13 protein-coding genes and 1 tRNA gene are annotated in these 14,532 nt (G+C 55.8%); 7 read left to right on the top strand and 7 right to left on the bottom strand.

The window, feature by feature from the left end; translation table 11 throughout:
- Positions 1–151: 151 nt before the first annotated feature.
- The 5 genes from H7R56_RS22475 (at position 152) to H7R56_RS22455 (ending at position 5,905) form a co-directional block, all read left to right on the top strand.
- Entirely contained in the window at positions 152–1,522 is a 1,371-nt protein-coding gene (locus tag H7R56_RS22475; RefSeq protein ID WP_106927385.1) for a pyridoxal-phosphate dependent enzyme, read from the top strand.
- Positions 1,523–1,532: 10 nt separating this feature from the next.
- On the top strand, positions 1,533–2,678 hold the full coding sequence (locus H7R56_RS22470; RefSeq protein WP_106927387.1) for a trans-sulfuration enzyme family protein: 1,146 nt from the start codon (positions 1,533–1,535) through the stop codon (positions 2,676–2,678).
- A gap of 163 nt (positions 2,679–2,841) precedes the next feature.
- On the top strand, positions 2,842–3,813 hold the full coding sequence (locus H7R56_RS22465) for a coiled-coil domain-containing protein (RefSeq protein WP_106927389.1): 972 nt from the start codon (positions 2,842–2,844) through the stop codon (positions 3,811–3,813).
- A 116-nt stretch (positions 3,814–3,929) separates the two neighbouring features.
- Positions 3,930–4,505 (top strand): hypothetical protein, encoded by a 576-nt coding sequence (locus H7R56_RS22460; RefSeq protein WP_106927391.1) that lies wholly within the window; start codon positions 3,930–3,932, stop codon positions 4,503–4,505.
- On the top strand, positions 4,505–5,905 hold the full coding sequence (locus tag H7R56_RS22455; RefSeq protein ID WP_106927393.1) for a hypothetical protein: 1,401 nt from the start codon (positions 4,505–4,507) through the stop codon (positions 5,903–5,905). The genes H7R56_RS22460 and H7R56_RS22455 overlap by 1 nt, the downstream gene beginning before the upstream one ends.
- A 98-nt stretch (positions 5,906–6,003) precedes the next feature.
- Here the strand turns inward: H7R56_RS22455 and H7R56_RS22450 are convergent.
- The 6 genes from H7R56_RS22450 to aspA form a co-directional block, all read right to left on the bottom strand.
- Positions 6,004–6,079 (bottom strand) — tRNA-Phe (locus H7R56_RS22450).
- 128 nt (positions 6,080–6,207) lie between these two features.
- Positions 6,208–6,783, bottom strand: coding sequence for a transcriptional regulator (locus tag H7R56_RS22445; RefSeq protein ID WP_106927395.1), 576 nt, complete (start codon positions 6,781–6,783; stop codon positions 6,208–6,210).
- A gap of 45 nt (positions 6,784–6,828) precedes the next feature.
- Positions 6,829–8,520, bottom strand: coding sequence for a protein-disulfide reductase DsbD (locus tag H7R56_RS22440; RefSeq protein ID WP_106927397.1), 1,692 nt, complete (start codon positions 8,518–8,520; stop codon positions 6,829–6,831).
- Entirely contained in the window at positions 8,496–8,819 is a 324-nt protein-coding gene (gene cutA, locus H7R56_RS22435; protein ID WP_182928424.1) for a divalent cation tolerance protein CutA, read from the bottom strand. The genes H7R56_RS22440 and cutA overlap by 25 nt, the downstream gene beginning before the upstream one ends.
- A 106-nt stretch (positions 8,820–8,925) precedes the next feature.
- Positions 8,926–10,227, bottom strand: coding sequence for an anaerobic C4-dicarboxylate transporter (locus tag H7R56_RS22430; RefSeq protein WP_106927401.1), 1,302 nt, complete (start codon positions 10,225–10,227; stop codon positions 8,926–8,928).
- A 110-nt stretch (positions 10,228–10,337) separates the two neighbouring features.
- Entirely contained in the window at positions 10,338–11,774 is a 1,437-nt protein-coding gene (gene aspA, locus H7R56_RS22425; RefSeq protein ID WP_182928423.1) for an aspartate ammonia-lyase, read from the bottom strand.
- 339 nt (positions 11,775–12,113) lie between these two features.
- Between aspA and H7R56_RS22420 the strand changes: the two genes are divergently transcribed.
- The gene (locus tag H7R56_RS22420) at positions 12,114–12,590 is read left to right on the top strand and encodes an FxsA family protein (RefSeq protein ID WP_106927407.1); all 477 of its coding nucleotides are present in this window, start codon (positions 12,114–12,116) and stop codon (positions 12,588–12,590) included.
- 155 nt (positions 12,591–12,745) lie between these two features.
- On the opposite strand, the gene yjeH is transcribed toward H7R56_RS22420, so the two are convergent.
- Complete coding sequence (gene yjeH, locus H7R56_RS22415) at positions 12,746–13,981, bottom strand: L-methionine/branched-chain amino acid transporter (RefSeq protein ID WP_106927409.1); 1,236 nt, start codon at positions 13,979–13,981, stop codon at positions 12,746–12,748.
- Positions 13,982–14,233: 252 nt separating this feature from the next.
- On the opposite strand from yjeH, the gene H7R56_RS22410 reads away from it, so the two are divergent.
- The gene (locus tag H7R56_RS22410) at positions 14,234–14,527 is read left to right on the top strand and encodes a co-chaperone GroES (protein WP_003855929.1); all 294 of its coding nucleotides are present in this window, start codon (positions 14,234–14,236) and stop codon (positions 14,525–14,527) included.
- Positions 14,528–14,532: the final 5 nt, after the last annotated feature.

Raw genomic sequence — 14,532 nt, 5'->3', positions numbered from 1 at the left:
ACCCCTCTGCACGACTAAACGTCTTTCCATCCACATGGCTAAATAGCAGGTCATATTCCAATTCGCGCTAACGGGCAGATAAAGGTTCTTTATCATCCATTTTTTGCAGTCCTACACTCTGGCTATTCCCTCTATATCAGGATGAAAGTGTATGACCGTTTACCATTCCGTCACCGAGCTGATCGGCCAGACGCCGGTACTGCAGCTGCATAAGTTGGATACCGGCCCGTGTGACCTGTTTCTGAAGCTGGAAAATCAGAACCCCGGCGGCTCCATCAAAGATCGGGTGGCGCTGTCGATGATCGACGAGGCGCAAAAGCAGGGGCTGCTGCTGCCGGGCGGTACCATTGTCGAAGCCACCGCGGGCAACACCGGGCTTGGGCTGGCTTTGATCGCCGCCCAGCGCGGGTACAAGCTTATCCTTGTTGTGCCGGACAAAATGAGCCGGGAGAAGATTTTCCACCTCCGTGCCCTTGGCGCTCAGGTGGTGCTGACCCGTTCGGACGTTGGCAAAGGCCACCCGGCCTACTATCAGGACTACGCCCAGCGGCTGGCGAAAGCGCTCCCCGGCGCGTTTTACATTGATCAGTTCAATAACGCCGCCAATCCGTTGGCGCACTCGGCGACCACCGCGCCGGAGCTGTATCAGCAGCTCGACGGACAGATTGATGCCATCGTGGTCGGCGTGGGCTCGGGGGGGACGCTTGGCGGACTGCAGGCATGGTTTGCCGAACACTCACCGCAAACCGAGTTTATCCTTGCCGATCCGGTCGGATCGATCCTCGCCGATCGGGTTGAGAGCGGTCGCTATCAGGAAGCTGGATCGTGGCTGGTTGAAGGCATTGGTGAAGACTTCATTCCCCCGCTGGCGCACATTGACAGCGTGCATCAGGCATTACGTATCAGCGATCGGGAGGCCTTCACGACCGCACGCGAGCTTCTGTTGGTGGAAGGCATTCTGGCGGGCTCTTCAAGCGGCACCTTGCTGGCGGCAGCGCTGCGCTACTGTCGTGCACAGACTACGCCTAAGCGGGTGGTGACTTTTGCCTGTGATAGCGGCAACAAGTACCTGTCGAAAATGTTCAACGATGACTGGATGCGCCAGCAGGGTCTGCTCACCCGCGAAAATCGCGGCGATCTGAGCGATTTTATCGCGCTGCGTCACGATGACGGCGCTACGGTCACCGCCGCGCCGGATGACACTCTGGCCACCGTGCTGGCGCGGATGCGCCTTTACGACATCTCGCAGCTACCGGTACTGGAAGCGGGGCGGGTCGTGGGCATCGTCGATGAGTGGGATCTGCTGAGCCACGTGCAGGGCGACAGCCAGCGCTTTGGCCTGCCGGTTCGTGAGGCGATGACTCATGAGGTGGAAACCCTCGATATCACGGCCCCCGAAAGCGCGCTAAAACCGATTTTTGATCGCGGCCAGGTCGCGGTGGTCGTGGATAACGAGCGTTTTCTTGGCCTCATTACCCGCAGCGATCTTCTCACAAGCTGGCGCAATCGCCTTGCGCAGTAAGGAATAAATGATGAAAACCTTCGATACGCTGAGCGTACACAGCGGCACCTTCACCGATAGCCACGGCGCGGTGATGCCACCGATTTACGCGACCTCGACCTATGCCCAACCTGCGCCGGGACAGCACAGCGGCTATGAGTATTCGCGTAGCGGTAACCCCACGCGCAGCGCGTTAGAGACCGCGATTGCCGAACTGGAAGGCGGCAGCCGCGGCTATGCTTTCGCTTCCGGGCTGGCGGCTATCTCTACGGTGCTGGAACTGCTGGATAAAGACAGCCATATTGTCGCCGTAGACGATGTCTATGGTGGGACGTACCGGTTGATTGAAAACGTGCGTCGCCGTAGCGCCGGGCTGCAGGTGAGCTGGGTCAAGCCTGGCGCGCTGTCGGAACTTGAAGCCGCTATTCGCCCGGAAACCCGCATGATTTGGGTCGAAACGCCGACCAATCCATTGCTGAAGCTTGCCGATCTGGAGGCGATCGCCAGGATCGCCCGCCGCCACAAGCTGATCAGCGTGGCGGATAACACCTTCGCCTCGCCGGTTATCCAGCGCCCGCTGGCATTCGGCTTTGATATTGTGGTGCACTCCGCCACCAAGTACCTGAACGGCCACTCCGATGTGGTCGCCGGTCTTGCGGTGGTGGGCGATAATCCGGCGCTGGCCGAGCAGCTCGGCTATTTGCAAAACGCCGTCGGCGGCGTGCTCGATCCGTTCAGCAGCTTCCTGACCCTGCGCGGGATCCGTACGCTGTCGTTGCGTATGGAACGTCACAGCAGCAACGCGCTGGCGCTTGCCCAGTGGCTTGAGCAGCAGCCACAGGTGGAAAAGGTCTGGTTTCCGTGGCTGGAATCTCATCCCGACTATTCGCTTGCTCGCCGTCAGATGGCGCAGCCGGGTGGGATGATCTCCATCGTGGTCAAAGGGGATGCCGAACGGGCAGCGGCGGTGATCAAAAAGCTGCGGCTCTTTACCCTCGCCGAAAGCCTTGGTGGTGTGGAAAGTCTGGTAAGCCAGCCGTTCAGTATGACCCATGCTTCTATTCCGCTGGCACAGCGGCTGGCCAACAGCATTACGCCGCAGCTGATTCGCCTCTCGGTGGGCATTGAAGGCGTGGAAGATTTGCGCGCCGATTTGCGCCAGGCGCTGGCAAAATAACGAGATTAATCGCCGTCAGTCTGACTTAAGTCTATACATCATATCGAAAATCTAAGCGACTGAAATAACGTCACTTATAATATGACATAGCGGCTGACGGCGCACCGGAACGAGTGCTACTCTGCCATCCATTCCGACGGTCAGGACGCCGAGCACACGCCCCATGAGTAAACCCATCAAGCGGCTGGAAATCATTAAGAATGCCATTGAACTGGAAGATGATGAGATCATTGCCAGTCAGATTTCACACCTGAAATACGACATTGACGATCCCGCCATTGACGCCATTATCCAGGCGCTGGAGACCCGGCGCTACGGCGAGGCGATGAACGCTATCGTCAGCTGGTTGCAAAGTCAGCGGACGATGACCCACTGGCAAGATCCGCGCATTGCGGCCAGCAAGCTGGAGCTAAAAGCGCTGGAAACGCAGCTGCAGGCGCTGATTGATGCCAGAAACGCGCGCCTGAGCAGGCTTGATGAGTTTAACGATCTCTATATGCAGCATCTGGGACATCTGATGGCCGAGGTGTTGAGGCTGCGCAAGCTCCTGGCCGAAGCCTCACTGCGCAGGCAGGCCGAAATGAACCTGCACGACGATGCCAGTGAACGCCGTGCGCGTGATGAAGCGCGCGAACAGTATGAAACCTGGCGCGATCAGCAGCAAAAAGCAGAGAAACGCCGCGAGCGTCAGGAAAATATGGCGCAGGAGGATCGTCAGGAACTCAAACGGCTGTGGCGTCAGGCGAGTAAACTTTGCCACCCCGATTTGGTGGACGATGCGTTAAAGGCAGAAGCGAACGAGATGATGGCCCAGCTCAATCAGGCCAGGCAACGCGGTGACCTCACGGCTATCCGTAATCTGCTTGCCCGGCTGATGCGCCAGCACGAACCGATGATGGCGAGCGAGAGGCTCAACGATCTGACGCTGCTGCTGCGCAAAATCAGCGCCACCCAGCAGCAAATTGCCAGCCTGCAGGCCGAAATGCTCGCGCTTGAGAAGGAGAAATCCTGGCTGCTGGTATCCACGCTTGCCGATCCGCAGGCCTATTTCCGCCAGCAGGAGAAAGCGCTGTCTAACACCATCGCCACGCTGCGCAAGCGAATCATTGAGTCAGGGCTGGATGAGGTGGCTTAGCAGCCGCATGATGATGATCAACAAATCATGGCCGTGAGCGGCGTCGCTTGTGGGATATTTCGGTAAGATAAAAATAAGAGCGGATCTACGCAGAATGAAAATATCGGAGTTTTAATATGTTCCCGAGCAAGCAAGTGATTGTGGTTTATCCAGAAGATTACGAAGAGCTGGCGATTGCACTGCAGCATGAAATATCGAAGGTAGAGGGGTTTGATAGCGCAGCCTGGACCATTGAAATTTACAAACAAAATATGCCAACCCTTTCCGGACGTAGCTATGTGATATTCATTGGTGATGCGGAAGAAAATAAATTCTCAAAGATGTACCTGCCACAGATTTCCAATATTGTGAATATCAACGGTGTCTGTTTTGGGCATGATGGGAGTAAAGCCGTCGTATTCGGAATGGGTAATCTGGCACAGAAACAAGATTTTGAAGCCTATCGACATGATTTAGGTTATGGGCTAAAGCCTTCAGGAAAGATTGGCGCTTCGGTTAATGCCGCATTGCTTCTTTCCGTCCCGTTCATTCCCCTCGGCGGCGCCTTAGGCATTATTGGGTATAAAGTCGTCAATTTTTTTAAGGGCAAGAGTGAAGTAAAAGAATTGCGTTACGAGCAAACAAAGCTCGCCATTTACCATTTTGTTTTTACTGAACTGGATGCCTGGGTTGGCAATGAGGGCTGTTCATAATGACTGATTTTGCCGATGCCTATTACAGCGCGAGCCGTGATTTTTCTGGGGTAGCGGGTGCCCAGGAATCGGCAGAATTCGTCAATGATGTTCAGTCTGCGATAGATAAGGCTGTTGAAGCACTTAAAACGGAGGCTGAGCGTCGTGCCAATGTGGATGCAAACTACGTTAAAGGTCACATTGCTGAGGTCTGGCATTCGGAAACACTAAAGATTTCCGCCACGGCGAAAGGTCATGATGACATATGGGCTAACGTACCAGGGAACAATAAGACAGGCCAGGATATTCATTACGGCGATTCCGAAACCGCCTCTTACGCAGAATTAAAATACTACAAAACAGCGAAAGACACGGCCAGGGAACTGGGTGAGCCTGCCTATTCCGGCAGCCAAAAAATTGTACCGAGCGATCAGCTTGACGGTGTTATTGCAGAGTCGCAAAAACAAGCGGCGCGAAACCAGGCGATTTCCCCTGAACTGGCGGATGCATATCAAAACACGGCTGATACGGCGAGGGATCGTATTGAAGTGGATGGCATTTCGTCTAAGCCTCAAAGTGAAAATGAAGCCAGAGAAATGGCATCAGACTTTAAACGCGAGGGCGAAATTGATCCCGATGCGTACGGGCTGAATACCGAGAGTTTCATTGCGTGGTCAGATATTCTTAGAGAGTCCGGGAATGCGGCGCTAAATGCGGCCGCTTTTTCTGCGGCGTTGACTGCCGCCCCTCACGTATATCGTCTCGTGGTTCAGTACATTCAGTCCGGTCAATGGGATGCCAGGCTCATTCGTGAAGGCGCAGGCCAGGTGCTTTCCAGCTCCTCTGGCGCGGGATTACGAGGCGGTCTTGCGGCGCTCATTACGGCCTCATGCAAAACGGGGCTAATGGGACAGTCTTTTAAAGGTATCTCCCCCACTGCGGTTGGCATGGCGACCGCCATCGCGCTGAATTCCATTGAAAACTCCTGGCGATATGCTCAGGGGCAGATCACCGGCAAAGAACTGGCCTTTAAGTCCTCAAGAGATGCTGTAGCGCTTATTATGGGAAGCGGAGGGGCATTACTGGGACAGATGATTGTTCCGGTACCGGTATTGGGGGCTTTGCTCGGCAATCTGGTTGGTTCAACGCTGGGCGCAGTCAGCGTCAGCTACGCGAACAGCAAGATACTTGGAATTTGCGTTGAATCTGGCTGGACGTTTTGGGGGTTAGTCGATCAATCGTATCAGGTTCCTGAAGAGGTCCTCAGGGAGGTCGGATTCGATCTTTTTGCGCGCCAAACCTTCAAGACTCAGCGGTTCGCCATCGCGCGTTTCCATCCCCAATCTTACCAACATGCTCATCCGGGGTTTAGCGTGCTGAGGAGGGGAGTGATTTCATTTAATAATGTAGGGTATCGGTGATAAGCAGTGTATCGCCTCATTTGGCATAAGTCTGGCGTGGCATAAATGGAGAATACCCAAAAGCAAAAACCCAGCCATAGGCTGGGTTCTTTAAATAGTGGTGCCCGGACTCGGAATCGAACCAAGGACACGGGGATTTTCAATCCCCTGCTCTACCGACTGAGCTATCCGGGCAACGGGGCGCATTAAACCGCAATCAGTCACGGCCGTCAACCAAATTTCGGCGAAAATGGTTCAACTGCTTACTATTACGGCAATTTTGCGGTTTCTGTCGTGGAAACGCGTAGCCATGCCCGGTGGGCTCAGGTGAGCGCGCCGCCCTGGCGGCACTGCGCGAAGCGCAAAATATCTTCCGCCAGCCGGTGGGCGGTATCAACATCGACCTGGCTACGGTTGACTAACATGCGGCTCAGGCAGCCCTCCAGTACCAGCTCCATCTGTTTCGCCACCATCGATGGGTCGTCGACTTCCAGCTGGGTCAGCAGCGTATGGCTGAACTGGAATGCGGCCTGCTTCTGCTGGTTAGCGAGCTGATGAATCGGGTGCTCGGCGTCCGGGTAGAAGGTACAGGCGGCGATAAACAGACAGCCGGGATAGCGGTTTTTGGTGACGCAGTCGGTTAGCGCGCTGTAGCGGGCGAGCAGCTTCTCTTCTGCCGTCAGCGCATCGTTTAGCATCAGCTGGCGACGCCAGGTTTCCACCTGCTGACTCAGATAGCGCAAGGCGTCATACTGCAACGCTTCGCTGTCAGGCCAGTAGCGGCGCAGCTCTTCCAGCGGGCGGTCCACACGCTCAGCAACCATCTCCAGCGTTGTGCTGGCCATCCCTTTTTGTTCAAGGAGCTGCAGAGCTTCTCCCAATACGTCTTCGCGTTGCACGGTATTCTCCTCCGTTCCCGACGGCTATTCGTCTAAAAGTGTTGTCTACGGTTGGCGATCGCGCAAATGTGCGCGGAACGCGGTGGCGTCCATAAAGCCGGTCACCCGTAAAGCGGGCAGCTCGTTGCCGTTTTCATCAAAGAAAAGGATTGTCGGCAGACCGAGTACCTGCAAATGCTTCAGCAGCGCCACGTCCCGGGCGCTGTTGGCGGTAACATCTGCTTGCAGCAGGACGGTGTTTTGCAGCGCCTGCTGTACCTGCGGGTCGCTAAAGGTGTACTTCTCAAACTCTTTGCAGGCCACGCACCAGTCGGCGTACAGGTCGAGCATCACCGGTTTACCGCGGGCGTTAGCCAGCGCGCTTTCCAGCGTTTCGACGCTGCTGATGCGGGTAAAGGCGAGGTGCGATGGGTTCTGCGCCACGGTGGTGCCAAAGGCCCAATCCTGAAGCGGGCGCACGCTAATCAGCGCGGCGGCCAGCAGGATAATTTGCCCGATGCGCTGCCAGGGTTTTTTCAAGCCGAGGCTGCTAATAAACGCCCAGCTGAAGAAGGCCACGCCGAGCATCGACCACAGCCGCAGCCCCCAGATATCGCCAATAATACGCTCCAGCAGGAACACCGGCAGCGCAAGGATCACAAAGCCAAAGGCAGTTTTGACGTGCGCCATCCACGGCCCGCTTTTTGGCAGCAGGCGGTTGCCGAACACCGTTACCAGGATCAGCGGCAGGCCCATGCCCAGCGCGTAGAGGTACAGCGTGCCGCCGCCGAGCCACAGGTTACCGCTTTGGGCGATATACAGCAGAATAGCGCTCAGCGGTGCGGTGGTACACGGCGAACAAATCAGCCCTGCAATCGCGCCCATCGCAAACACGCCGCCCACAGAGCCGCCCTGCTGGCGGTTGCTCATCAGGGTCAGACGGGTTTGCAGCGATGACGGTAGCTGGAGCGAAAAGGCACCAAACATCGACAGCGCCAGCAGAATAAAGACCGCCGACAGGCCGATCAGTACGTAAGGATGCTGCAGCGCGGCCTGAAACTGCATCCCGGCAGCGGCAACGACCAGGCCCAGCGCGGTATAGGTGAGCGCCATGCCCTGCACGTAGATGAATGCCAGCAGCAGCGCGCGGCCGGTGGCAAGACGCTGTTTGCCGCCGAGGACGATGCCGGAGATCAGCGGGTACATCGGCAGTACGCACGGAGTGAAGGCGATACCAATACCGATAAGTAAGGCCCAAAGCGCACTGAAGGGGAGGGCGGCGCTAGCATCGCCCCTTACCCCGGCGGCCTCCCCGGAGGATGGGAGGGCAGAGACCGCGTTCAGCGGTACGGTTCGGGTTTCCGGTGGGTAGCAGAAGCCCGCGTCGGCGCAGCCCTGGTAGGTGACCGTCAAGGTGGCGCCGTGGCTGGCCTCGGTCAGCGTGACGGGTATGGTCAGGCTTTGGCGGTAGATTTCGCTGTTGCCATAGAACTCGTCGTGATGCGGCTGACCTTTGGGCAACGCGAGCGGGGCGATGCTGGCGTTGGCCGGGTTAATCTTGATCTGCTGGCGGTAGAGGTAGTAGCCCTCTTTTACCTGCCAGCGGAGATTCACGTCATGCTGTTTCTGCTGAAAATCGAAGGCAAACGCCCGATCAGCGGGAACGAAATTTGTCTTGCCGGGGCCGTCAAACAGCCCGGCGGCGAAGGCTGAGGTGCTGCACAGCAGCAGAATCAGCGTAAGGATGCGTTGAGCCATGAGAGATAATCAACATCTGCGTGAGTAACGGGTAATACTAACAGTTCTGGCGTTTGGTACGGGTGGTGCGCCTTGAGGCAGTCCAGCAACGCCTGCTGGTGGGTAAGGTCGGTTTTGAGCAGCATTTGAACTTCATACTCTTGTTCGAGCTTCCCCTCCCAATAGTATAGCGATGTCGCGCCGGGTAGCAGGGTCACGCAGGCGGCTAATTTTTCCGCCAGCACTTTGGCCGCCAGATCCTGGGCGGTCGCTTCATCCGGAGCAGTACAGAGAACCACTACAGCGTCGGGAGTGCTCATTGTAAACCTCGTTATCGATGAAAAGAGGCACTATAGCACGGCGGTTGGAGCGGGTTGAGTGAATCGGGCCGCAGAGCGGCCCGACTTTAAGGATATTTACAGGCGGTTAGAGGATTAACCCACCGAAGATAAACCCAAAAATCACGCACAGGGCGATGGCAATCACGCCCGGGATCAGGAACGCGTGGTTGAAGACGTATTTACCGATACGGGTCGAGCCGGTGTCGTCCATTTCTACCGCTGCCAGCAGCGTTGGATAGGTTGGCAGAACGAACAGCGCAGACACTGCCGCAAAGGACGCAATCGCGGTCAGCGGCGTAACGCCCAGCATCAGCGCCGCAGGCATCAGGGCCTTGGTGGTCGCCGCCTGGGAATACAGCAGAGTGGCCGCAAAGAACAGCACCACCGCCAGCAGCCACGGGTAGTTTTGCAGCAGGTCGCCCGCAATACCCTGAATATCAGCGATGTGCGCCTTCACGAAGGTATCGCCAAGCCACGCGACGCCCAGCACGCACACGCAGGCGCTCATGCCGGATTTAAACGTGCTGGCGTTGAGGATTTCACCGGTGTCCACTTTACAGGTGACGCAAATCAGCGTGGCGATAGTCAGCATAAACACCACAATGGCTTCGTTACGCGGCAGCACCGGGTTCTGAATCAGACCGACGGTATCGCTGATGGCCGTTGCGTAGAACATCACCGCCACAATACCGATCAGGAACAGCAGCACCGAACGTTTAGCGTGCGGCTTCAGCTCAAACACCTTGCTGCCACGCAGGCGCACTTCGCCTTTTGCCAGACGTTCCTGGTACACCGGGTCGTCTTTCAGTTCGCAGCCCAGGAAGTTACAGACGATCGCGGTGAGCATTACGGCAATCAGGGTGACCGGAATACAGATGGCCAGCAGGGTCAGGTAGCTCACGCCCATTGGCTCAAGGATGCCGGCGAAGAACACAACCGCAGCGGAAATCGGCGAGGCGGTAATCGCAATCTGCGAGGCGACCACGGCGATAGACAGCGGGCGGGAAGGACGGATGCCCTGTTCTTTTGCTACTTCGGTGATCACCGGCAGCGTAGAGAATGCGGTATGCCCGGTACCGGCAAGGATAGTCATAAACCAGGTGACCAGCGGCGCGAGGAACGTAATGTATTTTGGGTGCCGACGCAGAAGGCGCTCGGCGAGGCTGACGAGATAGTCCATACCACCGGCAATTTGCATCGCGGCAATTGCGGCGATAACCGCCATGATGATCTCGATAACGTCAAAGGGTATCGCGCCCGGTTTAATTTGAAAAATAAGCGTCAGCACCAGCACGCCGAAGCCGCCGGCAAAGCCGATGCCTATCCCCCCAAGTCTTGCCCCTAAATAGATGGCAAGAAGCACAATGACCAGTTCTGCTCCAAACATATTAGCCTTCCTTGTTTAACAAGTTGATATGTAATTGTTGTGTTTTCGTGAATTATAGAAACAAAAAAGGCATGTCATCATGACATGCCTCAGTTTATTAGTCAGAAAGATTACTGTTCGCTTTCATCGGTATAACGTTTTGCTTTATAGGCCGGGTGCATCAGGTTCTGCGGCGAGAAAATATCGTCCAGTTCTGCCTCGGTCAACAGGCCACGTTCCAGCACTACTTCACGCACGCTCTTACCGGTTTCGGCACAAATTTTACCGACGATATCGCCGTTGTGGTGGCCGATGAACGGGTTAAGGTAGGTGACGATACCAATCGAGTTATAGACGTAGCTTTCGCAGACTTCTTTGTTCGCGGTAATCCCGTCGATGCATTTTTCCAGCAGGTTGTAGCAGGCGTTGGTCAGGATATGGATAGACTCAAACAGCGCCTGACCAATGACCGGTTCCATCACGTTCAGCTGCAGCTGACCGGCTTCGGAGGCCATGGTGACGGTGGTATCGTTGCCGATGACCTTGAAGCACACCTGGTTAACCACTTCCGGTACGACCGGGTTAACTTTTGCCGGCATGATGGAGGACCCTGCCTGCAGTTCCGGCAGGTTGATTTCATTCAGGCCAGCGCGCGGGCCTGAGGAGAGCAGGCGAAGGTCGTTACAGATCTTCGACATTTTCACCGCCAGGCGTTTCAGCGAGCTGTGAACCATTACGTACGCGCCACAGTCAGAGGTGGCTTCAATCAGGTCTTCCGCCGGGACGACGGCCAGATTGCTGACTTCCGCCAGTTTCTGCACCGCCAGCTGCTGGTAGCCATCCGGGGTGTTCAGGCGAGTACCGATTGCGGTTGCGCCGAGGTTCACTTCCAGCAACAGCTCCGCAGTACGCAGCAGGTTTTTGGTTTCTTCATTGAGCAGCACGTTAAAGGCATGGAATTCCTGGCCCAGGGTCATTGGCACTGCGTCCTGCAGCTGGGTGCGACCCATTTTCAGCACGTCCTGGAATTCAGCCGCTTTACGCTGGAAGCCTTCGCCCAGCTGGTGGATAGCATCAACCAGCTTAACGATAGAGGTGTAAACCGCGATGCGGAAACCGGTTGGGTAAGCATCGTTGGTGGACTGGCATTTATTAACGTGGTCGTTCGGGTTCAGGTACTGGTATTCACCTTTCTGGTGGCCCATCAGCTCCAGACCGATGTTTGCCAGCACTTCGTTGGTGTTCATGTTTACGGAGGTACCCGCACCGCCCTGGTAGACGTCTACCGGGAACTGATCCATGCACTTGCCGTTATTCAGAACTTCATCGCAGGCTGCAATGATGGCGTTGGCTACGCCTTTAGGAATGGTTTGTAATTCTTTGTTCGCCAGGGTCGCTGCTTTCTTCACCATCACCATCCCACGTACGAACTCTGGGATGTCGCTGATTTTACTGTTACTAATGTAAAAGTTTTCAATCGCTCTCAGAGTATGAACGCCGTAGTAAGCGTCAGCAGGAACTTCCCTGGTACCCAACAGATCTTCTTCGATACGAATGTTGTTTAGCATGTGAACCTTCTTTTTGCGAGCTGCCAATGATTTCACCCAAATACGCAGGATTTTTATGGTCATGCGTTTTTCTGACCGCAGATTATTTCCTTAATCGGCCCGGTGTCCATGATCATATGCTGATAATAGCGGATTGCAGTAATCTGGATCACTTATTATCAGAAGCAATGGATAAGAATTATTAATTTGTGAAATGAATCACCGCTTGACGATTGTTGACAAAAATCTCAATAACCGCTGATTGAAAAACGGCGATTAATCACCACTTCACTGTAGTGCAGAGAAACATGAATCGCTGCAGGCGCGTGATACGCGTTATTTACCTCACAGGAGATGCCAGTGCGCTGGATACCGTTAATTGCCATATTTCTCTATGTTTACATTGAGATATCCATTTTTATCCAGGTCGCCCATGTGTTTGGCGTCCTGATGACGTTGATTCTGGTTATTTTTACTTCCGTGATCGGCATGTCGCTGGTGCGTAACCAGGGCTTCAAAAACCTGATGCTGATGCAGGAAAAAATGCAGGCGGGTGAAAGCCCGGCGGCTGAGATGATTAAAAGCGTATCGTTGATCCTCGCCGGCCTGCTGCTGCTGTTGCCGGGGTTCTTTACCGATTTCCTGGGTCTGGTGCTGTTGCTGCCGCCGGTGCAGAAGCATCTGACCGTGAAGCTGATGCCGCACCTGCACTTTGGGCGCATGCCGGGGGGCGGTTTTGGCGGCGGGACAACCAGCGGCCAGACCTTCGACGGTGAGTATCAGCGTAAGGACGAACGCCCTGACCAACTGGATCATAAAGACGATAATCGCCCGTAAGTTATGGCGATAATAAAAAGCCGGAGCGCGTTAAGCCTCCGGCTTCAGATTACTGACAAACCGCCGGATGGCGTCGCAAGCGAGTTATCCGGCCTACAAGGGATGTATACCCACGTAGGCCCGATAAGCGTAGCGTCATCGGGCAATGAATGCGCCTACCCACGCCTTTTTGGCAGCAGCATCCACAGTGCGGCCAGCATGACTACCGCGTACAGACTTTTCCATCCCACCATCGCCAACAGCAGCAGGCATAGCGCCACGCCAATCATCGAGAGCGCCCGGTAGCGGCCTGCCAGCAGCCGGCAACCCGCCAGCATGCACAGCAGATAAATCATGATAAAAATGCCGTTGGCATAGATGATGAGCGCATCCAGATTGATGTTCAGCCAGTAGCTGGCCAGCGTGCTGACCATGCAGCTGCCGATGACCACGCTGAGCGCGTTGCGCGGTACCAGCCCCGGCGAAAGCCGCGCCAGGAAGCTATCGGGTTTATGCTGCGCCTGCGACCACACCAGCCGGGCAAAGCTTTGAATGTAGATGTTGGTGCTGGCAAAACAGGCGAGGAAACCAACCACACTGGCAACCCACAGCGCCTTCACGCCGAACAGCTGTACTACGATGGTTGGCAGCGACGCGGCGGCGGTGTTGGCGGCACCGTAGGCGTGAAAATGCAGCACCAGCACCGTACAGGCCCAGTAAACCATGCCCGCCAATAGCAGCCCAATCAACAGCGCGCGGGGAAAATCGCGTTCCGGGTGGCGAAACTCAGACGCCATGTGGGCGAACGCCTCCAGGCCGACAAAACACCAGAACATGACGGAAAGCGCCGCGAAAAGTGGCGACATTTCGATATCTGCCAGCGCCGGGAAGGGAATTTCCTTCACGGCGATATCGCCGTACACCCAAACGGCGGCCAGCAGGGCGACGATCAGCACCGCGACCAGGGTTTGTAAGTTAGCGCTCGAGCTGGCGCCGCGCAGGCCCAGCCACCAGATGACGGCGAGGGTCGCCATCTCGGCCATGAGCAGCTGCCAGCCGTGCCAGCCGAACAGCGCCTGGGTAAAACCAGAGGCAATATGTAACGCAGCGGGCAGGCCCACCGGAATGACGGAGAGAAAGAGCCAACCGGTGACGCGCGCCAGTCTTGGGCCAAAGGCCTGCTCTACAAAGTGTGCCACGCCGCCCGCGCTGGGGTAGTGTCTTCCCAACAGCGCGAAGACAATCGCGACCGGGAAAACCAGCACGATCAGCGCTGGCCAGGCCCACAGACTGTTATCTCCGGCAACAATCGCACCCAGCGCCGGAACGGCAAATACGCCGGTGCCCAGCAGCGATGTCGACAATAACCCAACGCCCTGAGCCAGCCCCAGCTCCTGTTTCAGACCTGACATGACATGCTTCCATACCCTTGCAAAGAGGCGAATGTTATCACACCAGCACGGCGCATGGCCCCGCGTCATTGTGCTGTTCTCAGCCGCTATTTCAGCGATTTATCGCGATTAACGGCGTGCGAAAAATTTTTTTTAGGGTGCCCCCTTGAAGGCCAAAATAACCATCCCCATCTCTCTGGCACTAGCCGGAAAACCCTACGTGGCCCGGCGTCACCCATAACTGATAATGACTTTCTCGAAGGAGAGCTATCAATGAGTATTCGTCCGTTACATGATCGTGTGATCGTCAAACGCAAAGAAGTTGAAACTAAATCTGCTGGCGGCATCGTCCTGACCGGTTCTGCGGCAGCAAAATCAACTCGTGGCGAAATCATCGCTGTCGGTAAGGGCCGCATCCTGGAAAACGGGACCGTGCAGCCGCTGGACGTTAAAGTTGGTGACATCGTGATTTTCAACGATGGCTACGGCGTTAAATCTGAGAAGATCGACAATGAAGAAGTGTTGATCATGTCTGAAAGCGACATCCTGGCAATTGTTGAAGCGTAAGAAAC

Origin of the sequence: Klebsiella sp. WP3-W18-ESBL-02, assembly GCF_014168815.1 — a bacterium.
Classification (GTDB): domain Bacteria; phylum Pseudomonadota; class Gammaproteobacteria; order Enterobacterales; family Enterobacteriaceae; genus Kluyvera; species Kluyvera ascorbata_B.
Note: the sequence above shows the minus strand (reverse complement) of the source record. Positions and strands in the feature narration are given on the sequence as shown.

What these genes read in the sequence shown, in the direction of transcription:
- cutA (WP_182928424.1), bottom strand. Translation starts at nt 8,819, where the DNA reads ATGAGCACTCCCGACGCTGTAGTGGTTCTCTGTACTGCTCCGGATGAA.
- aspA (WP_182928423.1), bottom strand. Translation starts at nt 11,774, where the DNA reads ATGCTAAACAACATTCGTATCGAAGAAGATCTGTTGGGTACCAGGGAA.
- H7R56_RS22475 (WP_106927385.1), top strand. Translation starts at nt 152, where the DNA reads ATGACCGTTTACCATTCCGTCACCGAGCTGATCGGCCAGACGCCGGTA.
- yjeH (WP_106927409.1), bottom strand. Translation starts at nt 13,981, where the DNA reads ATGTCAGGTCTGAAACAGGAGCTGGGGCTGGCTCAGGGCGTTGGGTTA.
- H7R56_RS22460 (WP_106927391.1), top strand. Translation starts at nt 3,930, where the DNA reads ATGTTCCCGAGCAAGCAAGTGATTGTGGTTTATCCAGAAGATTACGAA.
- H7R56_RS22410 (WP_003855929.1), top strand. Translation starts at nt 14,234, where the DNA reads ATGAGTATTCGTCCGTTACATGATCGTGTGATCGTCAAACGCAAAGAA.
- H7R56_RS22465 (WP_106927389.1), top strand. Translation starts at nt 2,842, where the DNA reads ATGAGTAAACCCATCAAGCGGCTGGAAATCATTAAGAATGCCATTGAA.
- H7R56_RS22470 (WP_106927387.1), top strand. Translation starts at nt 1,533, where the DNA reads ATGAAAACCTTCGATACGCTGAGCGTACACAGCGGCACCTTCACCGAT.
- H7R56_RS22430 (WP_106927401.1), bottom strand. Translation starts at nt 10,227, where the DNA reads ATGTTTGGAGCAGAACTGGTCATTGTGCTTCTTGCCATCTATTTAGGG.
- H7R56_RS22455 (WP_106927393.1), top strand. Translation starts at nt 4,505, where the DNA reads ATGACTGATTTTGCCGATGCCTATTACAGCGCGAGCCGTGATTTTTCT.
- H7R56_RS22440 (WP_106927397.1), bottom strand. Translation starts at nt 8,520, where the DNA reads ATGGCTCAACGCATCCTTACGCTGATTCTGCTGCTGTGCAGCACCTCA.